The organism is Litorimonas sp. (genome assembly GCA_029936425.1).
In the GTDB taxonomy this organism is placed as follows: Bacteria; Pseudomonadota; Alphaproteobacteria; order Caulobacterales; family Maricaulaceae; genus Litorimonas.
The window spans coordinates 277,795-302,038 of record JAPYSU010000001.1 but is presented as its reverse complement, the minus strand read 5'-3'; the positions used below and the strand labels follow the sequence as shown (position 1 = coordinate 302,038).

The following is a 24,244-nucleotide window of genomic DNA, read 5'->3' as shown; positions in this document are numbered from 1 at the left end:
TTAAGCCTCAAACTTCCTTTCCAGATTATAAGTTTAGAAATCCCGTTTCCATTTAAGAGACAAGGCCTGTTCATTGTCGGCTTGAATGCGAGACCGCAAAGATAGATTTCGCCTGACTTCCCAGTCAATGATGGCGCCTGATGCATTTTCGCCAACACCTGAAAAGACCTGTAAATAGACGTCTTTCGCCAGATACCGCCCCCCTGTAATTTGAGCCGTACCATCCTCATTAAATCCGACACTCAGCTGCCCAACCCCGAGAGCGTCCCGAAGACCGCCCAATAAGTCAAACCCGCCTCCATTTCCGGAAAATTGCGCGAGCGCGCCCGCAAGCTGGGCCGCTTCCACGGCTGAAAGCTCTGTCGCCGAGCGCCCGAATAACAGCGCGGATAGAATTTCATCGTCAGGCCGCGTCGGGGTTGACGATAATTCGATTTCCGGCTTCTCGACTGTCCCCGTAATTTTAACGCCCGCTTCTAAATTCTGTGTTTCCGTATTGGCCACAAAATCTATTTTCGCGGCACTCACGGGGCCATCAAAATTGATGACGCCGGATTCAAAATCCAGTTCCTTACCAGCGATTTTATATCCCCCGCGTATGACCCGTGCCTCGCCATAAATCTCCGGCTCCAAAGCGGTTCCTTTGATTTCGGCGTCTATCGACATTTCGACATCGAGGCCCTGGCTCCGAATAAAGATGCGCCGAGGCGCAGAGACATTCAGATCAAGCTCAATTGGGTAAGGTTCTGGTTTGGCTTCGGGTTTTTTCCGTTGGGGAGGCAAATTCACCTCTTCCACGTCTATGGTCACAACGCCTGGGCCGCCTGAAACAAACTGTTTTACTTCGGCCCGTTCAATCGTGACGTTTCCAGATAGGGTTCCCTGTTCCTTTTCAGTTTTCATGGTTATGTCGCCCGAAACCCGTCCGGATAGATCGCGGCGGTCGAGCGCACGGAAACTCTGCGCTTTGAAATTTGCCTGGCCAATCGGAACGCCGAACTCACCCAATTTGAAGTTTCCTGAGCCTGTAAGACGACCGTCATTGCCGTCATTAACGGAGAACTCTTCAAGACTAACATTGTCATTGGAGAATCTGAATACAAACAGTCCGTCCCGGATTTGTGTTCCGAGCTCGATCATTTCCATCTCGATAGAATTCCCGCTCGCCTCGCCTGCTATTAACGGAGCCGCCAGTGTTCCATCGACATCCAGGTTGGCTTCCAATTGTCCGGAAAGACCCGCATCCTCCGGAGCAACCAAACCCAAAACGCCTTCAGCCGCGCCTGATGCGGAAAGCCGGGCTTTCAAGGGCGCGCTCATATTTGGGCGGATTGAGGTTAAGGTGTTTTCGCTTTCCAACGCGACCACGCCGCTTCCGTTCAAGTTGAAGTCTTCTTCCGTCAGTCCGGTCAATGTCCAGTCGAGCTCAGAAGCTGAAAGCTGCCCGTCAAATGTAAGGGACAGGCCTTGCCCTTTTTGACGGTCAAAACCCCGCCAATCCGTAAGAGCGACATTAAGGTCGCCCTCCGGCTGATTATTCGGGACACTTAAATCTATGTCCATAGCCAGGCGGCCTTTTGTATCCGCCAGAAAATTACCAACTGGTAGCGAACTAATGGGCAGATTTCTGACTTCTGCAATGAGGCGCTCTTGTTCGCCTCTTTGATAATTCAGATCAACATTTCCATCTGCCACGTCCAATGCGGCTGATAGCGAAGTTTCGCCTTGATTATATTTCACCAAGAGAGGCTCCCTCGCCACAATTGGCACACGTCCATAAGCGGCGTCCGGCAAGAGCGTTACCGTGTAACCCTCAGCCTCATTTTGCGTGACTGTGACGGGCGTATTTAATTGGAAGGGTGTGTCGACTACTCTTCCAACTGTTTGTCCATTTGTATCGATATTGCCTTTAAGCTCAGACAGTGTGCCTTGGAGGGAGGCTTTTAAGTCGTCAATTTCAACCTGTTTGTAAGCCACATTTTTTGCGCCGGCTGTCAGGTTTATGCCCTGCTCGCCTTGTAAGTCTTCCAGTTCAAGGTCCAGGCGGGCATATCGACCGTCCTCTTCCGGCAGGTCCAATGCCATCTGTCCTTCGGCAATGCCGCTTTCAGGAAGGGCAAGGTTCCCAATAGCGGTGAGTTTTCCAGCAGACGCCTGCAAGTCGGCTAACCTCAAAACAGAGTCTGTGGAGGAAAACTGCGCGGAGACTGTGACATCGCCATATTCTGATCCGGCGTCTAATTGGATAGGCCCTTTTGGAGCTTCGACGATGTCTTGAATTTCCGTCCGCAAACGCACATCTGAAAACAGTCGGTCATAGGCCGTAAGCTCCGGCGCACTCGCATCCAGACGTATATTTGGGGAGTCCCTTCGGCCTGTGATAGACCCGCTCACATCTGTGCCTTCAGCTAGCGTCACAGACTTGAAGGTCACAGCCTGTTTCAGGGACGCTTCCAAATCCATGTTGATGTCTTCCGTTAAGCGGCCTGAAAACGCCGCCTGAAATCCATCGCCGCTCACAGTCCCGCGCGAAACCTCTATCCCGCCCTCAATCGGAGACGCATTTACATCGAAAAGCGCCATAGATCCGACAAGACTCGCTATAGGCTCCTCCAGTTCGCCGGACGGTACAAACCGCCCATCCCCGGTCAAAGCGGGCAGCGCGTTTTTGTTTTGAACGGCTTTGTAATCTGCCGTCAATTGCCCTGACGGCAGAGTCCCAACGGCCTTGAGAACCAGATTAGCCCGTCCTGAAAGAGAGTAGGTCAAAGGGTCGGTCGAGAGCTGGCCCGACGCCGTCGCCGTATCTTGCCCGCTTAGTAATTTCGATGAGGCGAGCTGAAGCGTTTTCGACTCGAGGTTATATTGCCCTTTGGCGGTGAGTTTTACGGTCGGTTTGAGATCAAGAGGTATTTCTGCTGACATCACAACGCCTGTCGCCGTAATCTCTGTTTGAAAGTCAGCCACATTACGGGCTTCGTTTACTGTCAAAGTCAGGGGTCCGGACACCGCCTTCGCGCGCCCTTGCGGGGTAGATACCGAACTGACCGCAGCCGTTCCCGTAAAGGACGCCTCATCAGCGCTCTTAATTTGGCCGTCAATTTCGACTCCGCCAAGTCGATAACCTTCTGGGAGTTTATAGAACCGAGCAACATCGGGAATGTCGACTTGAAGGTTTGCGCTCTCAGGCATGAAACCCTCTTTGGGCAATTTGCCTGTGGCGATGACGGAGGCGCCGCCCGCTTGAAGATTTAAATCAAACGGCTTTTCGGTAGAACTTCTTCCCAATGATAATTGCCCGCGAATACGGGAGTCAATATTGCGCGCCGGAGCGAGGAGCGGCCAATTCTGCGTCTCCGCCTGCGCCGAAGCCGATAAATTTTCCGGTGTCCAATTCGTTTCCAAATCGAGCACATCTACATTATCGAATGCGAGAGAGATGTCTCCCTGCCCCGCCTCGACATCGCCGTTTATCGTTCCGGTGCCAGTGACCGTTTGATTTTCAGGAGCTTGTAACAAAGTGGCGATAGTTCCGCCCGGCAATCCTTCCAGATCGAAATCGCCTTGCATTTCGCCCTGGGGCGTCCGGCTGAAATCCAGATTGATTGAGTCGCCTTCAACGTCCGTTCTCACAGCGTCCAGAAGGGCTTTCATGGAGCCATTTTCTCTTAGGGCATATTGCGCTTTGAGCCTTGCGGAAACGGATTGCCCCATGACAGGTCCAGCAAGACTGAGAGACGGCGTTTCGAAATTATCCAGTGTTACGGTTAGCGGATTATCAGAAGGCTCTGACGGGGCCGTTTCATTAAGAACAGGTTTCCGCTGAATGTCGATATCAGCAATGTTCAAATCCTCTATATAAAGATGCTTGCTCAGAAATTTCAAAGGCTGCCACTGCAAGGAGATATTTTCGGCTGTCGCCCACACGCCTTCTTTATCGCGGACTTTCAGGCTCTCAATTTTTAGCTCGCTCAACGGATCGCCCGAAAGCCCAGAAACTTCGAGGCCTTCTATGGGGCCAAACCTGCGGGAATTTAGCTGCTTTTCAATAAAATCCGCCCCTGAAGAAGTCGTGATGTAAAACCGCCCGGCCGCTATCAAGAGAACAAGCAGTGCGATGAGGGCAAGACAGCCCCCAACCACCCATTTTACCCAGCGTCTTTTTTTAATTGTCTCAGACATTAAAAAGCCTGCCCGATTGAAATGTAAATCTGAAAAGCGTCATCATCTGGGCGCTTATTAAGGGGAAAAGCGATATCGGCCCGAATTGGCGCAAAGTCCGTAAAATAGCGCACGCCGAAACCCGCGCCATATTGAGTGGTATCGAAATCCGGATATTGTTCATTCCCAACTGTGGCCGCGTCGATAAAGCCGACAAATCCGAGATTACCGTTAAAAAGAGAGTCATGCCCCCGATATCGAAGCTCGGCGCTGCCTTCGACAAGTGTCCGGCCGCCGATTATCTCTCCGTCCGAATTCCGGGGTGAAATAGACTGATAGCTATAACCGCGCACGGATCCCCCCCCGCCGCCGTAAAAACGCTGGTTTAATGGAACGGCTTCTAACGATGAGCCAAAGATCGAACCATATTTTACCCGGCCTGCCGCGATGAATTTCTCACTGAGTTTTTGATACGCGCTCCCGCCGATTTCCCCAATCACAAAGGCGCCCTTATCATCGCCAATATTGTAACTTGGTATGGCCCCAGCCTCGACATAAAACCCTTTTGTTGGATTGAAAATATTATCCCGATTATCATAAACAGCACGGCCGGGAAGCTGTATCAGATAAGCCCGCACTTTTTCAGTATCGCCTTCTTCCAGTTTGAACTGAGACGCTTCCAGACCGACCCCGGCGCTCACTTTTAATTTGGGTGTGAGCTTTTGCGTCATCAACGCATTTACGCTGACACGCTCTCCCCTGAAAAATTCTGAATTCTCACGGGCCACTTCCGCAGCGAGATCAAGCTCCCGATCAACGCGCCAGGCATATGGAATATTGTAATTAACTCCAAAGCTCTGCAAATTCGTTTTCGCTGTCGCTGTCAGTTTAAGGGTCTGAGCATACCCGATAAAATTACGCCGTTCATAACTGGCCGACACTCCGCTCCCGTCAGCTGTAGAATATCCAATTTCACCGGAAATGGTGTTCTTGTCGCCTTGTTCAATATTCAGAAGTACGTTACGCGTTATCGTCCCATCGGCATTCTCTGTTCCGCCTTCTTCGAGCGACGCGGTTGCGCTGTCGAACACCCCTGCCCCGATGGCGCGTGAAGACAAAGTATTGATCTTGCTTTGCTGATAGACCTCTCCGGGTTCAAACGGAGAAATCATCTCCGGCCAGCTCTCTAGGAGATAAGCGGATCCGGTTCGTTTGATCTGGCCAAATCGCGTTTTCCGGCCAGTCGCTATGTCATAATTGACTCTCATCGCGTCCGTCTCATGATCGACAATAACTTTGCGCGGCAAAGCTTTCGCATCAGGATAACCCTGCCCTTTCAGTGTGTTGACAACTCGAAGCTCTGACGCGACCACCTGAGCGGATATGGCAGGTTTTCCCTCATTCTCGGACACCATTTTTTGCAATGTTTGCTCGGTTTCGGGCGCGCTGCCTTGGAAGTTTATATTGAAAGCTCCGAAATTAAACCTCGGGCCGGGTTCAATTAGTAAAACAGGCGTCAAGGATTCCCGAGACTTTTTGCCCTGGTTTGTTTCGGGCAAATCATCTTCTGAAATTTTTCCGATTTGCACGTCAATTACGCTGTCATAATAGCCTTGGGAGCGAAGGACAGCTTCAGACTTTTCCAAAACTTGTTCGGCCCGTCGACGCGCCTGGGCCGTAGACCTGGGCGCATCATCCACTCGTCCGATCGTCAGAGTTAGTTGTTCGCGTAGCTCTTCGGGCATGTCCCCTTGTACCCGCGCCAGGGGTTCATCTGCCCACGCTGAACTAACGGCACATAGACTACCGCTTACTCCCAAACCTATGGCGAGAGACAGTCGTGAAATTATAAATCGCTGAAAAATACTCGAAATCCTTCAAATCCAAAATGGAGGTCTTAAATCCAATCCCAAATAGATAATGCTTGAAGCCCGCTGGGGTTGCCAGTCTTTAAGGCATAATAGCAGAGGGTTTCATATTTCGAGTGACATATTAAAAGTTAAATATCAGAAGGATATCAGGCTCGAGCTGCCGCTAGCCAAATCTTTCTGCGTCCATTCCAGAATAAATCGAGCTGTGTTTGTCAGGCCACGTTAACGGAATACGAAAACCGAGATGGCTGTGACGATCATCAATGCCAAGGCAATCCACCTGTCACGCGCCAGATTTACCTGCGTAACCTCAAGAGACCGCGTGGCAGACCAGAGAAGTCTCGGATCCACTTTCGGCGCATCGGACATCCGGCTCACGATATAAAGCGTGACAAGGCTGACGACCGTCACGGGCAGCGGGACATGTAAATAATGGATATCGAAATAGCCCAACCCGTCGCCGAACAAACCAATTAGGGCCGCTGTCAGCAAGCCGGTCACCAGGGCCGCAATCGCTCCGTCAGACGTGGCTCTGGCCCAGAACATTCCGCCCAGATAAACAACGACAAAAGGCGATACGACATAGGACAGCAAACCTTGGACATATTCGAATAGGGTTCCGAAGTGACCAATCATGGGAGCCCAGACAGCGCTGACCCCGATAATGACAAAAGTTGTCACTCTTCCAACCCGGACAAGATGATGGGGGGCAATGTCGGGACGTCTTCGTTTCACGAAATCCATCGTGACCAGAGTGGACGCCGCATGAAGTGTTGAATCCGTATTGGATAAAAGCGCCGAAACAAAACCGGCCAGAACGAGCCCCAAAATGCCCACAGGGAGTAATTCCGCCAGCATGGCCGGATATATCCTATCCGGTTCAGTCAAGCCTGGAATGAGCGTGATGGCGGCTATTCCCGGCAGAACAATAACAAAAAGCCCCAATGTTTTTAGAGCCCCGGCCATGAGAAGCCCGCGCCGCGCATCGGTTTGACTCTCTGCGCTTAATACCCATTGAACCATGTTCTGGTTTACCAGCCAGTAATAGGCCCCAATTATCGGGACGCCGAAAATCAAACCTGTCCACGGCACAGCCCGGTCGTCCAGGCTCCTAATCAGGCTCAAACTCTCAGACGGAACACTTTCAACAAAGGCCGACCACCCTCCTATGGCGGAGAATGAAAAATACGCAATTAGGAAAGCGCCTAAAATCAGGATGAGAGATTGGTATAGATCAGTTCTGGAAATGGCGGTCATCCCTCCGACAACGGAATAAAGTCCGGCCATAAGCATGACGAGAACAATGACGGCATTCGTCGAAAGCCCTGGTATGAACTGGTTCAAAAGCAGGCCACCTGCATAGAGGGAGCCGGCCATATCAATGAAAACCAGCAATAAGATAATAAAAACCGAATAAATGACTTTGACACGGGCGTCATATCGCTCCGTCAGATATTCGGCGATTGTGTAGATATTGCTTCCCCGAACCACACCGACCATGAAAACGGCAAACACGGCCAAAGCGACGATACCGACCCATTCATAGTTATAAATGGCAATCCCGATGACATAGGCCGCGCCAGTAATGCCAATCAAAGCTGAAGCGGAGAAATTCGTGGCAAAAAGAGAGAAGCCGATCTGATGCCATTTAAGCTTTCGCCCCGCCAGAAAATAATCCTCGGTCGTTTCGGTTTTAGAGGCCCCGAACAACCCGATCGCGAGAAATGTCGAAATCAGCCCGAGAAGAATTATCCCGTCAAGGAGAGTTAAACTGTCAGTCACGTTTCATTCTTTTACTCTCGCTTCATGCAGGCGCGTCCTGTTTCAGGCTCAGAGGAACATTGATAAACCCGTACCCAGTCGATTAATAGCTCGGCCGGAAAACTGTCTGGGTCAAATGTCATTTCATTATTATCTTCTGATAGACCCCCTCCTACGGCTAAATTCAACATAATATAAAAGGCTTTGTCAAAGGGAGCGTTTGGATTTTCTTCTTTAGAGACGGCGCCTGTATACCAATCTTCGGCGGTTAGAGTGAAATAATTTTCACCATCAACGTACCAGTCAATCCTGCCCTCTCCCCATTCCACGGAAAAGGTGTGATATTCATCCTTTGCATTGGGAGCGCCGGGGAGTTCATACCGCGTTGCAATATGTTTGTTCTCAGGCGGTCTTTCCCCGAAATGAAGCGCCGCGATTGTTCGGTTTTCCCCTTCTTCTCCGTCACATTCTTCGCATTTTGCGCCGAGATTGACGGCCTCCAGAATATCGATTTCGCCGGAGAGGGGCCAGCTCCCATAGCTGTCGTCAGCCGGCATCATCCAGAAGGCCGGCCAGGTTCCCTGCCCGTCTGGGAGCTTCATATGTGCGTCGAAACGGCCATATTTCCAATCGGCAATTCCGCGCGTGCGAACCTTCCCGGACGTATAAGGTCTGGTTTCGGTCTCTGCAGGATCGGTAGACATCCCTTCAGGAAATTTCTTACCGGTGTGCTCTCCTTCAAAAGCCTTCAGCTTTAGGACCCCATCTGAAACTTCGATGTTTTCAGGCCGATCTGTATAGCATTGGCGTTCATTATTGCCGCCGCCCCAGCAAGAAACTTCAGGTTTCCACTTTGTCCGATCCAGCTCTGCTCCGTCAAAATCATCCTGCCAGACAAGCTCCCATTCATTTTCCGTTTGCTCTGGCTGCGAAGGCGCAGAAGAGTCTTCCGAAACAGTTTGAATTTCCGCTGCAGGGCTTGGCGATTGACATGCCTGCAAGCTTAAAATGGCGGCAGAGCAAAGGACAAATTTAAAAGGAAAAGTCATATTTTCATCTTTCTCAGAAATGGGCGGGACAATATTTTTTCAAGAAATCACCATGGCTTGGCATCTGACTGACAAGGAAGCGGATGGACTTTTCAATTTCGCCCACTTCTTTGGTGAGAGATCCTGCCTCAAACTGATCCACCATCGGATTATACCCTTTCGGGAAAAGCCCCTGTCCCATCATAACGGCGACCCAGCTTGTTTCCGTGAAGAGTTCATCTTCTTCGCGGAAAACCTGCCCATTCAGTTTATAGAGCTCAATTTTCTCAACCAGGCTTTGCGGTAAAGACATGGTGCGGCAGTAATCCCAAAACGGGCTATCATCGCGGGAAGTGGCGCAGTAATGCAAAATCAAGAAGTCGCGAATTCGCGCATATTCTTTCAAAGTGAGCCTGTTGAAAATTGACTCTTGAACAGGCGTAACCTCTTTCAGTGACAAAATAGAAACCAGTTTTTTAATGGCCGTATTAATCAGGTGAATAGAAGTGGATTCCAGAGGCTCCATAAATCCGGCGGATAATCCAATTGCCACCACATTCTTGTTCCAGAATTTTTTGCGGTGACCGGTTTTGAAATATAGTTGCTTGGGATCCGATAACGGCCTGCCGTCTAAATTGCTCATCAAAATATTACTGGCTTCATCATCTGACATATATTTTGAGCAATAGACATGTCCGTTACCGAGGCGGTTTTGCAGAGGCACGCGCCATTGCCACCCGGCGGAATGAGCCGTCGCGCGGGTATAGGGTAAAGGCGCATCAGGTGTTTCACTCCCGACCGCCACGGCGCGGTCACAAGGCAGCCAATGCGTCCAATCTTCATATCCGCTTTCCAGAGCTTGCTCGATCAGAAGCCCTCGGAAGCCGGAACAATCGACAAAAAAGTCACCGGAAATTTTTTGGCCGTCGCGTAAGGTTACGCTTTGAACAAAGCCGTTTTCCCCTCCAACAGCCACGTCTTCCACAAATCCTTCGACTCGATTTACACCTCTTGCCTCACTATAGCTGCGAAGAAATTGTGCATATCGACCCGCATCCAGGTGATAGGCATAATTAATGGGGGGAAGATCGCCCCGGCCATGCCCTTTTGCCGGTTCAAATCGTCTGTGCATGGCCGCGATTGTTTCCGGGCTGAACGCATGAAGGGGGCGGGGATCACCGCTCATTCTGTATTTCATCCAGATTTGATGAAAGGAAACGCCGTCAATCTCGTACCCATAATTCCCAAAAGGGTGGAAATAACTATCGCCTTTTTGCCCCCAGTTGACGAATTGAATACCGAGTTTGTAAGTGCCTTGGGATTTTGACAGCAAATCTGCTTCGTCAATTTCCAATAATTTGTTGAAATCGACAAAAGGCGGGATAGTCGCCTCGCCGACCCCGACCGTTCCAATATCTTCGGACTCGACCAAAGTGATTTTTGCGTTACCGCCTTTTGTCATACGGGAGAGCGCCGCAGCTGTCATCCAGCCCGCTGTCCCTCCGCCAATAATAACAATTTTTTCAATCGACATGATAGCTACATGACACAAAAACTTTGGCCTTTGTAGAGACAAAGGCCAAAGTTGCTTTCAAGCTCGTTTCAGTGGGGACTAAAATTCGAAACGTGCCAAGAAAGAGAAGCGCCGATCGTTTCTGAAAGCGGATCGACCAACCGTTGTTCCGTCAAAATCGATGACCTGAGATGTCCTCGTCACTTCGTCCAGCAGGTTCACGGCCTGAACGCCAAGTTTGATTTCATCCGTCAGATTATAAAAGAATGATCCATCCAGCTGGCCAGTGGACTCACTGATAATCGGTGAGAACGGGAAGATAACATCCCGAGGCGTTAGGACATAATCAGAGCGCCAGTTATAGGCGAGACGCGCGGAGATTTTATCATTCTCGTAAAAACCGGTAATATTTATAGTATCCTCGGAAACGCCCGAGAGGGCCAAGTTACTGGCAAAATCGGATCTTTGCGGACCGAGAGTCGAGTTACTCAAATCCTCGGCATTAACATACGTGTATGTCGCCTGCAGTCCCAACCCACTTAGCAGACCAGGAAGAAAATCATAGGTTTGCTGATAGGCAAACTCAAATCCGTACAGAGATCCTTCCAAATCATTGGCCGGGCCATTGACTTCGACCTCCTGAGTAACGCCGCTCTCCGTTGTCAATTCTCGGAAAGAAGGACCAAACGTGACCAGATTACTTAACTCTTTACGGAAGGCCGAAGCTGTAAATGATCCCACATCGTCAAAATACCATTCGGCGGAGAGATCAAAATTCCACGACTCAACAGGTTTTAGATTTCTATTCCCTGTAAAGACTTGGAATAATGGCCCTGTTTCCAGTGTGCCTGCCTGACGCAGATCATTTGTGTTGTCAGACAAAGCCCCCCCTGTTCTGAAAGCACCTAGGTCCGGACGGGAAATGCCTTTGGAAATTCCAAGTCGAAGAAAGACCTCATCCGTCATTCCCAGTTTCGCATTGAAACTCGGAAGCCAATGATCGAAGGATATATCCGCATCATCAACTATTGTTTCGCCTGTAAAGGCTCCTAAAAACTCCGCTTGTCTGCTATCCGAAAGCAAGCAGAAACCAGGTAATGAACCGCCTGGGGGAACGGTGGCCGGGTCGCAACTTTGATCAAGCATAGGCGGATTGGTCGGAAAACTAATCGAGCCACCGGTAATAATCGTTGTATCAACGTACCGGACACCAAAATTACCTTCCAACAGCTTTCCAGCGCTAAAGAAATTATCCGTACCGAAATCTACGCGCCCGTAAAACGCCAGTGTTTCTTCATCTACATCAGAAATTTCGCCAGGGTTATATACGGTTCCATCCACCAGGTTGCCTCTTGCTGAAATCGGTCCCCACGGAATCGGGGTTTGCGATTGGGCTGTAATGGCACTGGCCTGTTGCTCTGTCGTCCCAGCAAGATATTCTCCAACAAAATCATCGCCGCCATAGAAGAAAGCGGATCCTCCGGGAATTGGCGTCGGAACCTCACCTCTCTGGAAATCCTCAAACGGCGTCCGAAGAGCTGAAGCACCCGCCGCAACAGGATCGTTGGCAAAGACCGCACCGCCGCCTGTCCACGGAGCCGACAGATGTCCCCAGTTTGAAAAGTTTGTATTGCGGGTTACGCGATTCCGGTCCGCCCAGCGGGCGCCAAAACGAGCTTTTTTCAAGAAGGAATCATTATTTCCAAAATCATAATCGATATCTCCACGGAAACTTGTCAGCTCCCCCGTATTTCTGACCTGGTTATCAATGAGAAACCAATGAAAGACGGCATTTGGATCATCAAACGTGTTTTGAGTCGATCCGGCTGGGGGCCGGAATTCCACAAGAGGCGTTTCTTCACTAATATCCAAGAAAATATCTGAATAGGTTTGCATTGCCCCGATAACGCCATCCAGATTATTATCAGACTTGATATGTTGGGCTTCGAAATTCACATTGATTCTATCGGTAGGCGTCCATTTTAGATCAAATGAGAAATCCTCAGTTTGGGCATCATCTCTTTGCTGGAACCGAAGGTTTTCAGTTGGAATGCCTGGCCCGGCCTGTGTCAGGACACCGGATTCAAATACGCCGTCATTAAAAACCAAGCTTTGGCCTGGGGCGGGAACAGGAAACAGATTGTCATCATTTACCAACGCCAATATGGAAAACTCGTCTAATGTTTGCTCAGCGTCAGCGCGCAAATATTCAACTGTGGCAAGTAACTCCCCATTATTACTTTCCCACTGACCTATTGCAGAGATAGCGCGGCGATCCCGATCAAAGGTGGTTGTCCGAATGCCGGCGCCTTTCGGCACCACAACCGAGCCAGCAGGCGGGAAATTTGTTTCATCAAAATTTTGCTGGCCGCCAACAATTCCTCCTGAGGTGACAGGCCTGACGCGGAAACATCCGCCATCCAATGTGGAAGCCCGGTAACAGGGATCGGTAATTTGCGAGGCATCTGTTCTAGAAATCAGCTCGGACTGGGCATAGCCAAATTGCAACCCGAAAGTACCCGCCTTTGTATCCCAACTATTAGACCCTAGCACAGAGAAGGCCGGCGCGAATTCATCTGCCAGATCCCCATAATTGGCTTCAACCGTTCCAGCGAGATGGAAGCCGGCTCTATCCAGAGGTTTACGAGTTATAAGGTTAACTGTGCCGGAAATGCCGCCATCGATCATATCCGCTGTTGTATTTTTAAAAACCTCAACGGCCCCTAAAAGCTCTGGGGAGACATCATTAAAACTCAGGTTACGGCCGCCATTGGCCGAAAAAATATCCCGCCCGTTTAGTTCGGACCGCACAAAAGGCAAACCACGGATAACGACGCCTGATCCTTCTACGGAAAATCGGTCAGGGTCGTCAGCTTGCTCAAAACGGCTAATATTCACTCCGGGAACGCGTTGCAGGGCTTCGGCGACGGAGCGATCTGGCAGAGCGCCAATGTCTTCCGCCGTAATCGCATCGACAAACGTATCGGCATTGAACTTAATATCCTGAGCTTTTTCAAGAGAACTCCGAAAGCCTGTCACCACAACCTCATCAACGAGTTCTTCTGTCTGCTCCTCTTCAGGCTCTGCCTCTTGAGCGGTCGCTAGGCCGGCGACCGACATGATCGACACAACTGAAGTGCCAAGCAAAAGATGTCTAACCCAGTTTTTATGTGTGGTATTCATTGTAATCCCCTGTTTACTTTATCTTGACAGCGCTGTCACTGCACTCTGCCTTTATCAATATTCAGAAATAAACCCTACAAAATTGTCTATCAATGTCAATGATAAGTCACAAAAAGGACAATTTTTGTCTTTCTTGTGACTTAAAAGGCACAGTCAGCTATAGAATTATTGCCCAGGCAGGGGATTTATTCCTTAGGTGCCGGTCCGGTAGATCCCCTATACAGTATCTCATGCGGCAATACTCTCGTGGCCGAAACCGTCAAATCACGTTTGACATCATCACTCACGAGCCTGACCGCCTCCCGCGCAATCGCTTCAAAGGGCTGAGCCACAGTTGTCAGTTCAGGCCACATGGTTTGTGATATGGATGTATTATCGAACCCTGCCACAGACAGTTCTTCCGGGACGCTGATCCCTAGACGATTCGCCACCATGATAACAGCCGCCGCCATTTCATCATTAGACGCAAAAATAGCTGTCGGGCGATTTTCTGCGGTCAGCATTTTCTCGGCGCAGGCCAGTGCGTCTTTAAAAAAGAAGCTGCCGGCCCCGACGACAAAGTCTTGCCTCACCTCAAGCCCGGCATTGACCAGGGCCTCTTCAAACCCCTGACGACGCAGCAGCGCCGCTACATGCCCCGGATGTCCAACTATATGCCCTATGCGCTTATGACCTAAACCTATGATATATTTAGTCATTTCCATAGCCGCAAGCCTGTCATCCATAGCGATGGAACTCGAGCCGGAGATCTGACGGGACGGTGAAATTAAAACCGTTCTTACGCCCCGTTCCTGCAGAAGTTTATGAAGTTCGGTTGAATCGCACATCGGCGGAACAAGAATAAGGTTCTGGACTTTCGTGCGGTCAAGAAAGGCTTCCACTTGACGGCGCCATTCAGGATCATGTTCCTCAAACAACTCTACAGCCAAATATCGCCGCGCATCGGAACAGGCTTTCAAAACAGCATGATTAAGTCGGGCCTGATATCCGCTGCCCGGATCGCCATAAAGCATCCCTATACTTTGGGGGTCCCCCAGACGCATCTGACGGGCAATGGAACTTGGAGCGTAGCTGAGCTCATCCATCGCAAGACGCACTTTTTTTCGGGTCTTGGCGCTGATGTGCTCATAATTGTTCATCACACGCGAAACTGTCTTGACGGACACACCTGCCCGCTCTGCCACTTCCGATATTGTTGCCACAATGACCTCTCAATTGAAGTGAAAAGACTTCCCTGATCCGCTTGGTGAAGGGTTTTACGGAATTTGTCCATACCGAAATTGTCCATATGACATTGACATTGTCCATATTTAGACAATAACAGGACAAATATTATATAAAAACCAAGTCGTCTTTTGACGTCTTTAAAATCTTCGGGGTTAATATGAACAGTTTCAAGCCAGTTTTGGGCCTCTCACTCGGATTTCTCCTCATCGGATGTTCAGCGGGTGGCCTGCAGTCCAGCTCTTCCCCTAGCCCTGAAACCGTCTCCAGCCAAAGCATTGAGGCCCGCGCCGCCGAAATAGTTGAGAAAATGACGCTCGAAGAAAAGGTTGGTCAGGTTCTACAAGCCGACATTGCCTCCGTTACCCCCGAAGAAGCGAAACACTATAATCTAGGTTCCGTCTTAAACGGCGGAAACTCCGCGCCCGGCGGCGGAAAGATAGCGCCAGAAGAGGACTGGATCGCCTTGGCCGATTCTTTCTGGACAGCCTCCACAGACACATCAGATGGCGGTGTGGGCGTTCCTCTCCTCTGGGGAACAGACGCCGTTCATGGGCATAATAATTTACAGTCCGCGACTATTTTCCCTCACAATTCGGCCCTCGGAGCCACTCATAATCCGGCCTTGATGAGAGAGATCGGAGACGTAACGGCGCGCGAAATTCGCGCCACCGGTCTGGATTGGACATTTGCGCCAACTTTGGCTGTTGCTCAGGATGACAGATGGGGCCGGGCTTATGAAAGCTATTCCGAAAACCCCGAAATTGTGGCCAAATATGCCAAATCCATGGTCGAGGGATTACAAGGCCAGCCGGGCACCAGTGACTTCCTTAAAAAAGACAATGTGATGGCGACAGCCAAGCATTTCATCGGCGACGGAGGCACACAGTTTGGTATTGATAAGGGGGATACACTCGGAAACGAAGCGGAGTTACTTGCTTTGCATGGAGCGGGATATGAACCGGCTATAGACGCGGGCGTGCAAGCCGTTATGGCGTCTTTTTCCAGTATTAACGGCGAAAAAATGCATGGTTCCAAAACGTGGTTGACCGATATTTTACGAGGCGATTTAGGGTTTACCGGATTTGTTGTCGGAGACTGGAATGGCCACGCTGAAATTCCCGGCTGCACCGCAACGAACTGCGCCCAGGCTTTATTGGCCGGTATAGATATGTATATGGCGCCGGATAGTTGGCGCGGCCTGTACGACTCCCTACTTGAACAAGTGAAATCGGGGGAAATTCCGCAGGCACGACTGGACGAAGCCGTTCTGCGGATTTTGAAAGTTAAAATCCGCTCCGGATTGTTTGAAGCGGGCCTGCCTTCAACTCGCGCCAGCACAAATATCGGAGCTCTTGGAGCCAAAGAACACCGCGAGATTGCCCGGCGGGCCGTCAGGCAGTCTTTGGTTCTTCTCAAAAATGAAGACAACCTACTTCCTCTCCGAGGCCGGCCTACCGTTATGGTCACAGGTAGCGGAGCCAATTCCATGCAGCAGCAAACGGGTGGATGGACGTTGAACTGGCAAGGGGACAATAATGAAAACAGTATTTTCGAAACGGGCGAAACTATTTATTCGGGACTTGAAAAAGCGCTCTCGGCGCAAGGGGGTAGAGCAGTTCTTTCGCCAGATGGCAATTTCTCTGAAAAACCGGATATTGCCATCGTCGTATTCGGAGAACAGCCTTATGCAGAGTTTTTCGGAGATGTTTCTGATCTGGTTTACGAATTCGAGACAGGTGAGAACATAACCTTACTGCGCGAGTTAAAAGATCAGGGAATTCCCGTTGTTTCAGTCTTCCTGACAGGGCGTCCGCTCTGGGTTAACCCCCATTTAAACGCCTCTGATGCGTTTGTTGTTGGCTGGCTGCCCGGGACCGAAGGCGGCGGCGTTGCCGATGTATTGGTCGCCGATGACCAAGGGCAAGTTCGACACGACTTTGCCGGGCGTTTGTCTTTTTCCTGGCCTGCAGACGGGCTAGGAACGCCCATTGATTCCAGCAGTGATAAAGGCGTTTTATTCCCGTTCGGATATGGTCTGTCCTATGGCGATAACGGGCAGTTGCCTGCTCTGCCTGAAACCTCGGGTGTCAGCTCCCCCGAGAAAATTTTCACCGGCGATATCGTAAATAGAGGCGGTGCGGCGGAGCCATTCTCACTCTATCTTGGGGATAGTTCTAACGCCAATACGCGGGTAGAGTCGCTGTCCGCATCAAGTTTAGGTGGATTAGTAAAAATCAAAGGCGTAGATTATAGAGCCCAAGAAGACTCACGCGAGATCATCTGGACCGGAGAAGGAAGCCTGAGCGTAAGAAGCCCTCGTCCGATTGACCTGACACAAGCCGGCGGCAATGTGTTGCGGGTTAAGTGGAGACTGGACGAACGGCCAAGCGAACCTCTGCTTATTCGAATAGGATGCGGGAATGCGTGTGAAAGCGAGATTGATGTGTCAGATATTATAAGAAATCTCCCCTTGGGCAACTGGACAGAATCAGAAATTCCTCTCGCCTGTTTCACACGTGATGGATTAAACCCTGAAGAGGTCGATGTCCCATTCGAAATAACGAGCCTTTCAAAAGCGCAAATTTCATTGCATAAGGCGTCTATAGAAACATCAGATGACCCTACAAGATCCTGTCCATAAGCCCGAACGCCCAAAAACGGTTACATTGAAAACCGTTGCCCAACTTGCGGGCGTATCAATGAAAACTGTCTCGAGGGTGGTGAACAGAGAGCCCAATGTATCCGCGCGCACGCTTAAAAAAGTAGAGAGCGCGATTGCGGAACTGGAGTTCAAGCCTAACATGGCCGCCAGACAGCTGCGGGGCCAAAGAAGTTACAGCCTGGCTGTTGTTTATGAACCGCCTTCCTCGGAATTTCTGACCGGAATTCTGGAAGGCATTCTACCTGTCTGCCGGGAGAACTCTTATAAACTGCTGCTCGAGCCTCTCGCGGCTACCGAGACACGTCTCCATGTTAATAAAATGATTGAGCGCCGTGTCGTGGACGGTTTTATCCTCCTCCCGCCGTTATCTGAGGATTTAGACCTTATTCAATCTATATTGAGCGCGGGGCTGAAAGCTGTCCTGGTCGAATCTGTTCTGGACATCTCGGCTTTGAAGCTTGCTGTTAGCAAAGTCGGGATCGATGACTTTGCCGCTGGATTGGAAATGGGCCGTCACCTCATCAATATGGGGCACAAAAGGATCGGCTATGTCAGTCTGAGAGAGCAGCACAGTATGGCAAATAAACGGGGTGAAGGACTGAAATCCGCAATGGATGAAGCCGGCTTGCCCCGTGAGAATTTCCTGTACACCCGAGGAGAGTCTTCCTTTGAATCCGGCTATGCAGCCGGCAAAATTCTGTTGGAACGAGACGACCCTCCGACGGCCATTTTCGCGGGTAATGACTATATGGCGGCGGGCGTTATATCTTGCGCCAGGCATTTAAGTTTCAATGTGCCGCAAGATTTGTCTGTCGCCGGTTTTGATGGCGCGGATCTTTCCAAAATGTTTGTACCGCCCTTTACAACAATCAAACAACCACTCCATACTTACGGAGAATGGGCCGCGCAAAGCCTGCTTAAGTCCATCGCTGACCCTAATACGGCCCAAGTCACCAAAGTCATGGATCACGAACTCTTTAAACGATCCTCTGTTGCTTCGATTTGATTTCGTAAGATGAATATGAATTTTGGCTTTCCGTCTTTTGAAAAGCCCGGGATTGTTTCGCAAACCTATAAAGCCGGCTCCAATCCTCAGAACTGTTTTGCATTATTTCTTTCAGGGGATGGGTTGAAAACGAGCCTAGCCAACACCCTGTCCAAGAAACTATCAGAGAAAGGCATTACAACACTTCGTATTCGGTCTCTAAACTATTTCTGGACGGCCAGATCACCGAAAGGAATGGCAAAAGATATACAGCGTCAATTAAATCGCCGACTGAAATCCAATCCCAAGGATCGATTTCTGTTAATCGGGTTTTCATTCGGAGCAGGCACTTTGCCTTTTGCAGCCAATTTGTTGCCTCCGCACCTCATTAAGCGAATTGACCGCGTTGTGCTCTTAGCTCCGCCGGCCCAGGCAGATTTCGAGTTTTCATTTCGCAGTTGGGTCAATCTGTGGACGTCAGACGCCTTGAACACGGCGGCAGAAATTTCTCGGCTCTCTCTAACAGTTCCCGTTCTTTATCTTAGAGGTGAAGACGATTTCATTGGGCCAAGTGAAAGTCTGAAAGAGAGTAAAACTCTTAAGATTATAACTTTGCCGGGCGGCCATGATTTCAATAAAGATTATGATCGACTCATAGAATTGATTCTAAATTCATCCGCCGCGTCTTAGGCTTCTCTTTGAATAAGGCCCAAAATTCCTCCACTATTTAGCAAGGTCAAATTGCCGAGGGCTTTAGGGATTACCAACTGACTCGGGGCCGCCAGATACACAGGGTGCCATTCCGGATTAAATTTCTCCTTGAAAGCTCTAAGGCCTGCAAAACTGTAAAATCTTCCGCCGTGCTTAAATATCATAGCGCCAATTTTTGACATGAGAGGGGCAAGTTTATGCGCCTCCAATCCGGAAAGCGGCGCCAAACCGAGGCTGAAATACTGATATCCTTGCGCCCCGCCCCACAACATCATTTCCGCAAATAGAAAATCCATTAATCCGTTCACACCTACATCAATATGACGCATTAAATCGAGCGAGACTTCGGATTTGTCCGGCGTCATCCACAGGTTTGCAAAGGCTACAATTTGTTCCTCCTTTCGGACAATGGCAATAGGCGCTCCGTCCAGGGTTTTTCGATCAAAACGCCCCAGAGAAAATCCTTTTTCTTTGCCGTGATGGGCCTTCAACCACTCACGGGAGATGATCTCCAAACGATCCATTTCTGGCGAGTCTGCGGCGGGATAAATAACTTCAAATGTGCACCCATCCCGGATCGCCCGATTTCTTGTCTGACGAAAACGGGATTTCGAGCTCCCTTCCAGAGTATATCCTTCTATGGGGACGAGAGCCAACTCTCCTATTTTTTGCACCGTAAGACCTAAATCAATGAAATCAGTGAGGTGCCGCCCCCTAATCGAATAAAAACTCGGCCAGGCGTCCCAGAGATCGGCTGAATGTCTAAACTTCCACATGAGCTCTTTGCGTTCTGACTCCAATCCGACGGGTTCTCCCATCGCGACCCAATTTCGGCCCACGACCCCATACATAATAAAAGATTGACCCGAATCCGAAAATAGAAACTGCTTATCCCCTATGAGGGCAAGATTGGCTTCGGGCGTAGAGTCCTCTGCCCCGGCAATTGCGGCGCGAACTTTTTCCAATACGTCTTCGGATAGATTTGGCCGGCTCTCGGCGGGAGCCGGTTGTAAAAGCCGCCAGAGAAAATACACAAGTAGCATTGCGACAACCAAAGCGGCGGCACGCAAAAATCGCGATGCATCTTCCTGAAGGGCAAAAGTCCACCAAAGATCATTGCTATAATCTTTATTCCTATAGGCGTAAAAGCCGGACCAGAGCGCCAGACCTCCAGCCCCGAGCAGAACTCCTAGCCTTGGCAAGGAAAGCCTTAGCTCCCTCAGACGGCCTTTCCGGTAAAATGCCTCTCGAGAAAGATAAAGACATCCAGCCAAACCTATCATGAGAACAGATCCTCGAATATCCCCGCCTTTTGTGAAGGTTACTACAGCCCCTATCAAAAACAGAATAATGGCTAATCTGCAGGCATTTTGAAGCCGTCTTCGTAATCCTAAAGCCGCCAAAAGCAAAAGCGTCCCTACCGCACTTGCCGCTAAGTGAGATAGTTCCAGAACTGACCCGGGGAGGAATTGCAAAACAAATTGGACATGCCGGAGTAAGTTCGGCGTTGCCGCTGAAATTAACATAACTGACCCCGTAATGAAGGTCAGGGTTGCGTAAACAATCGGAGCAATTGTTTCTAGAAAGTCTGTTGTTTTTTCGCTTCCGGCCTTGAGCTTATCTTTTGACTTTAGCCCTTGATGGAGCGCCAAAACCAACACCGAAATAATAAGCGGCATGACATAATATATGGCTCTATATGCGACGAGCCCTCCCGCAACGGACACTTCACTTCCCGACGGAACCAGTAGAAGAAAAACAGCCTCAAACACACCGATCCCGCCGGGAAGGCCGCTTATAGAGCCGATAAAGTGAGCCACGACAAATATGGGAATAAGGGTAAGAAAGGTTAATTCAGTCCCTTGAGGCAATAAATAATATAAAACGGCCGCGGCGGCAATCCAATCTAAAATTCCAACACCCCATTGAAGAAAAACGAGCCTGTTTCCTTCCTTTGGCAGTGACTTTTCTTTTAAGCGCCAAGCCTCTGGTCCTTTAAGCAGATAGGCCAGTCCAAGAGCGGCGAGAATTGCCGAGGTCACGCCCAGTAAAAGGGAGGCCCAGACCGGTAAATGAAATATTTGCTCAAACAATCCACTGTCGGATAATAGTCCGAGTCCAGTTAGGGTCATCCCACTGACGAAAACGAAAAGAGCCGTAATAAAGCCTATAACGGCCACATCCAAAGCTTCCAGACCCAGGGAGGAATATAATCTATATCTGACCGCATTCCCGGTCAGAGCGCTCATACCGAGCGTATTAGAAACAGCATAAGCGGAAAAAGAAGCGAAAACCGTTTTCTTCAACGGAATGACCTTACCCGAATAACGAAGGGCAAGTGAGTCATAGGCTGAAACGGCCAAAAAACTGGCCAGAGTTGCCAAAATTGCAAGGCAAATAGAGAGCGGAGATACGGACTGCAAATTTTCGATAATTTGTTTTATAGAATTGTCTTGCAGCACATGGCGTATGTAAAACAACGAAGCCGCGAACATGATAAGTCCCATGACAACCATGACGCCCGTTTGGCTTTTGGAACGCGGCTTTTCGGCCAATTCAGAAGTTTTTTCCGGGGTATCAGAGCTGTCTTCAGACATTTCAGTGTTCATAAACTTTCCTTCAAGGCCTTTAGGGTCAGTTCACATTCCCCGTAGAAGCTTTCTGGTTCTGCTTCCAACCAAAATTAAACCTATTCCGAACGGAAAGCCACTTACTTTTCCAATACGAAGGTTTTGAAACTTCAGGGATCTAACGCCGCTTATTCCGCAGGCGCGTTGGCAAATGAATGCTCAGATTGTTTTGACGGCACACAAATGCCGTGAGGTGTTTTGTGCCAGTGAAAAGGGCGGCGCCATATCTCGACAAAAGCTTTCACAATTGGCCAGAAAAGCAATATCCAATATAGCGGCATCAATATTCCAAAGATTGCTAAATGCGGTTTGCCCGCTCTCGCAACTCCGACAATTCCCATCAGGACTGCGACAACCAAACTGAGGCTGAGCGCAATAAAATGCAAGACAGAAAAAGGAAGTGTGAAGCCATTAAAATAGTGCATACTAACATAGAGACCTCCGGCAATAACGCTCAGACAAAAAAGTGTGGCACACAATAATGTATACCCCAATGTGAGTTGAAGAGTCAGAAACCTTATTGATCCATAAACATTCAAGGGACGGAGTGGCCGATGCATATGTACAAGCCAGGTCTGCATGAATCCTTTCATCCATCGGGATCTTTGTTTATGCCAATCTATGAGGTTACAGACCGCTTCTTCCTCCGTCGGACAATCTATAAATCCTATTTTTAATCCTCTTGCAGACAGGCGGAAGCTTAGATCCGCATCTTCTGTCACATTATGAGCATCCCACCCGCCGCAACTTTCCAGGGCGTTCCGGCGAATGTGGTTTGATGTTCCGCCTAACGGGAATGGGGCTCCTAATTTGGCCAGGAACGGAACCCAGACATGAAATAATGCGGCATATTCGAGAGAAAATTGACGCGTGAGCCAGTTTACTTCGCTATTATAGTAATCCAGCGGAGCCTGCAGCGCCGCCCAATCCGGATTTTGGTTAAAGGCCGCCAAAGCCGTTTTTAGCTGCTCTGGATGAGGCTTATCTTCCGCGTCATAAACCGTAATAAAATCACCATTGGAAAATGAAAGAGCGAAATTGAGCGCTCTCGGCTTTGTCTGCGGCGTGCCTTTCGGCGTTATGATCAATCGAAAAGGCGGACGAAGGTTCATTCTGACGGCCCGGATTGTCATTGCATCAAATTCTTCGCAGATAAGTAGAATTTCCAATTTGTCGGCCGGATAATCCAGTTTCTCAAGCCTGTTCATTAATCGCGGCACCATATTGGCTTCATTTAAAATTGGAACTAGGACTGAGTATTTTGGAAACTCAATTCGTTTGTGGAGTCTTGGCCGGCTCGGTTTGGTTTGAGAAATTGCAATAAGGCGTAAAATCGCCACCAAAACATTCAATCCGGCAATCATTGAAAAGAGATTGAAAAAAGTTTGAACGGGCCACTTATAAAATAAGAAAATTAAAAATACCAAAGCCGACCACAAAAGCGTTCTTAGCCAAAATGAAGAAGATCTATCAGCTCTGCGTAGTGCCGATACCGTAATTTTGCCCCGTCTCATCTGGCCCCAACCCATTTTCCAGCATTTCGTCCGAATGACTTAAGCGGCTAGATGTAAATAAAATGCAAATATAACCTAAAGTATATTGTTTTAGATGTTTGGGCTGCAAAATAGTGAGTCAATTTTCAATAGCGCAGAGAGGTCAGCTTTTAAAATTGGGCGATTGATATTCCTAGATACACCTCAAAGGCACTTGTCTATCTTGAAATTCTATGCATTCCTGCAAGTGAGCCCTGACGTCAAATCATATTGCTTATGGCGCTTAGGGTCGTTAAGGGGCGGCCATGATTGATCTGGCTTTATTTATAAGTGCGTTTGCGACGCTTTTCGTTGTTATCGACCCTCCAGGGTGCGCACCTATTTTTGCGACCCTGACTCAAGGCACGACCAAATCTCACCAACGCGAAATGGCGCTTAAAGCCGTGGCGGTTGCTGCGATTGTTCTTATCGGCTTTGCTTATGGCGGCGAATGGCTCTTTGCCAAACTCGGTATTAGCCTGGATGCCCTGCGTCTGGCGGGCGGCGTTATGCTCTTTATTATCGGGTTGAATATGGTGTTCGAGAAACGGACAGAAACCCGCGAAGAACGCGCAGAGGATCTTTTGGAAGAAATTGAAGACCCCGAAGATATTTCCGTGTTTCCAATGGGCATTCCCATGATTGCCGGGCCTGGAACCATGGCGACGCTCTTGCTCTTGATGAGTAATACAACAACAGGCGGACAAGAATTTTCAATTATGCTGGCGCTCGTAATTGTCCTGTTTATCACTCTGGTCTCATTTTTAATCGCCGGGCCATTGATGAAACTGATGGGGAAAACATTTACAAATGTTCTGACCCGTTTGCTCGGAGTTTTGCTGGCAACGCTCGCCTCTCAATTTATTATAGACGGCGTAAGCGGCGCATTAGTGCAGTTTTTGTAAATTCCACGAGCAATTTCTACTCACTAAAAAAAGCCCGCTCGAAGCGGGCTTTTTTGTTCTTAATTTTAAAGACTT

The 24,244-nt window shown here is 49.4% G+C and carries 13 protein-coding genes; 4 read left to right on the top strand and 9 right to left on the bottom strand.

What is annotated here, in order from left to right; translation table 11 throughout:
• Positions 1-33: 33 nt before the first annotated feature.
• From ACN0IC_RS01470 to ACN0IC_RS01440, 7 genes are all read right to left on the bottom strand, one after another.
• Positions 34-4,182: a translocation/assembly module TamB domain-containing protein gene (locus tag ACN0IC_RS01470; RefSeq protein WP_416876972.1), complete on the bottom strand. Its 4,149-nt coding sequence runs from the start codon at positions 4,180-4,182 to the stop codon at positions 34-36.
• Positions 4,182-5,906 (bottom strand): autotransporter assembly complex protein TamA, encoded by a 1,725-nt coding sequence (locus tag ACN0IC_RS01465; protein WP_416876971.1) that lies wholly within the window; start codon positions 5,904-5,906, stop codon positions 4,182-4,184. Before ACN0IC_RS01465 ends, ACN0IC_RS01470 begins: the two co-directional genes overlap by 1 nt.
• A gap of 348 nt (positions 5,907-6,254) precedes the next feature.
• The gene (locus ACN0IC_RS01460) at positions 6,255-7,814 is read right to left on the bottom strand and encodes a sodium:solute symporter family transporter (protein ID WP_416876970.1); all 1,560 of its coding nucleotides are present in this window, start codon (positions 7,812-7,814) and stop codon (positions 6,255-6,257) included.
• Between the two features lie 11 nt (positions 7,815-7,825).
• Positions 7,826-8,842, bottom strand: coding sequence for a family 16 glycosylhydrolase (locus ACN0IC_RS01455; protein WP_416876969.1), 1,017 nt, complete (start codon positions 8,840-8,842; stop codon positions 7,826-7,828).
• 13 nt (positions 8,843-8,855) lie between these two features.
• Entirely contained in the window at positions 8,856-10,355 is a 1,500-nt protein-coding gene (locus tag ACN0IC_RS01450) for a tryptophan halogenase family protein (RefSeq protein WP_416876968.1), read from the bottom strand.
• 78 nt (positions 10,356-10,433) lie between these two features.
• Positions 10,434-13,517, bottom strand: a complete 3,084-nt coding sequence (locus ACN0IC_RS01445; RefSeq protein WP_416876967.1) for a TonB-dependent receptor — start codon at positions 13,515-13,517, stop codon at positions 10,434-10,436.
• A 185-nt stretch (positions 13,518-13,702) separates the two neighbouring features.
• On the bottom strand, positions 13,703-14,719 hold the full coding sequence (locus tag ACN0IC_RS01440) for a LacI family DNA-binding transcriptional regulator (protein ID WP_416876966.1): 1,017 nt from the start codon (positions 14,717-14,719) through the stop codon (positions 13,703-13,705).
• Positions 14,720-14,901: 182 nt separating this feature from the next.
• On the opposite strand from ACN0IC_RS01440, the gene ACN0IC_RS01435 reads away from it, so the two are divergent.
• The 3 genes from ACN0IC_RS01435 to ACN0IC_RS01425 are packed head-to-tail and all read left to right on the top strand — an operon-like array spanning position 14,902 to position 19,081.
• On the top strand, positions 14,902-17,385 hold the full coding sequence (locus ACN0IC_RS01435; protein ID WP_416876965.1) for a glycoside hydrolase family 3 N-terminal domain-containing protein: 2,484 nt from the start codon (positions 14,902-14,904) through the stop codon (positions 17,383-17,385).
• The gene (locus ACN0IC_RS01430; protein WP_416876964.1) at positions 17,360-18,412 is read left to right on the top strand and encodes a LacI family DNA-binding transcriptional regulator; all 1,053 of its coding nucleotides are present in this window, start codon (positions 17,360-17,362) and stop codon (positions 18,410-18,412) included. Before ACN0IC_RS01435 ends, ACN0IC_RS01430 begins: the two co-directional genes overlap by 26 nt.
• A gap of 15 nt (positions 18,413-18,427) precedes the next feature.
• Positions 18,428-19,081 carry an AcvB/VirJ family lysyl-phosphatidylglycerol hydrolase gene (locus ACN0IC_RS01425; RefSeq protein ID WP_416876963.1) on the top strand — a complete coding sequence of 218 codons (654 nt, stop codon included), beginning with the start codon at positions 18,428-18,430 and terminating at the stop codon, positions 19,079-19,081.
• Here ACN0IC_RS01425 and mprF read toward each other — a convergent pair.
• Positions 19,078-21,711 carry a bifunctional lysylphosphatidylglycerol flippase/synthetase MprF gene (mprF, locus tag ACN0IC_RS01420; RefSeq protein WP_416876962.1) on the bottom strand — a complete coding sequence of 878 codons (2,634 nt, stop codon included), beginning with the start codon at positions 21,709-21,711 and terminating at the stop codon, positions 19,078-19,080. The two genes, ACN0IC_RS01425 and mprF, sit on opposite strands and share 4 nt — an antisense overlap.
• 149 nt (positions 21,712-21,860) lie before the next feature.
• A complete protein-coding gene (locus ACN0IC_RS01415; RefSeq protein ID WP_416876961.1) occupies positions 21,861-23,096 on the bottom strand; it encodes a glycosyltransferase family 2 protein in 1,236 nt (411 codons plus the stop codon).
• Between the two features lie 434 nt (positions 23,097-23,530).
• On the opposite strand from ACN0IC_RS01415, the gene ACN0IC_RS01410 reads away from it, so the two are divergent.
• Positions 23,531-24,169: a MarC family protein gene (locus tag ACN0IC_RS01410; RefSeq protein WP_416876960.1), complete on the top strand. Its 639-nt coding sequence runs from the start codon at positions 23,531-23,533 to the stop codon at positions 24,167-24,169.
• The last annotated feature ends 75 nt before the right edge of the window (positions 24,170-24,244 follow it).

What these genes read in the sequence shown, in the direction of transcription:
- ACN0IC_RS01470 (WP_416876972.1), bottom strand. Translation starts at nt 4,182, where the DNA reads ATGTCTGAGACAATTAAAAAAAGACGCTGGGTAAAATGGGTGGTTGGG.
- ACN0IC_RS01465 (WP_416876971.1), bottom strand. Translation starts at nt 5,906, where the DNA reads ATGCCCGAAGAGCTACGCGAACAACTAACTCTGACGATCGGACGAGTG.
- ACN0IC_RS01455 (WP_416876969.1), bottom strand. Translation starts at nt 8,842, where the DNA reads ATGACTTTTCCTTTTAAATTTGTCCTTTGCTCTGCCGCCATTTTAAGC.
- ACN0IC_RS01450 (WP_416876968.1), bottom strand. Translation starts at nt 10,355, where the DNA reads ATGTCGATTGAAAAAATTGTTATTATTGGCGGAGGGACAGCGGGCTGG.
- ACN0IC_RS01445 (WP_416876967.1), bottom strand. Translation starts at nt 13,517, where the DNA reads ATGAATACCACACATAAAAACTGGGTTAGACATCTTTTGCTTGGCACT.
- ACN0IC_RS01435 (WP_416876965.1), top strand. Translation starts at nt 14,902, where the DNA reads ATGAACAGTTTCAAGCCAGTTTTGGGCCTCTCACTCGGATTTCTCCTC.
- ACN0IC_RS01430 (WP_416876964.1), top strand. Translation starts at nt 17,360, where the DNA reads ATGACCCTACAAGATCCTGTCCATAAGCCCGAACGCCCAAAAACGGTT.
- ACN0IC_RS01425 (WP_416876963.1), top strand. Translation starts at nt 18,428, where the DNA reads ATGAATTTTGGCTTTCCGTCTTTTGAAAAGCCCGGGATTGTTTCGCAA.
- mprF (WP_416876962.1), bottom strand. Translation starts at nt 21,711, where the DNA reads ATGAACACTGAAATGTCTGAAGACAGCTCTGATACCCCGGAAAAAACT.
- ACN0IC_RS01415 (WP_416876961.1), bottom strand. Translation starts at nt 23,096, where the DNA reads ATGATTGCCGGATTGAATGTTTTGGTGGCGATTTTACGCCTTATTGCA.
- ACN0IC_RS01410 (WP_416876960.1), top strand. Translation starts at nt 23,531, where the DNA reads ATGATTGATCTGGCTTTATTTATAAGTGCGTTTGCGACGCTTTTCGTT.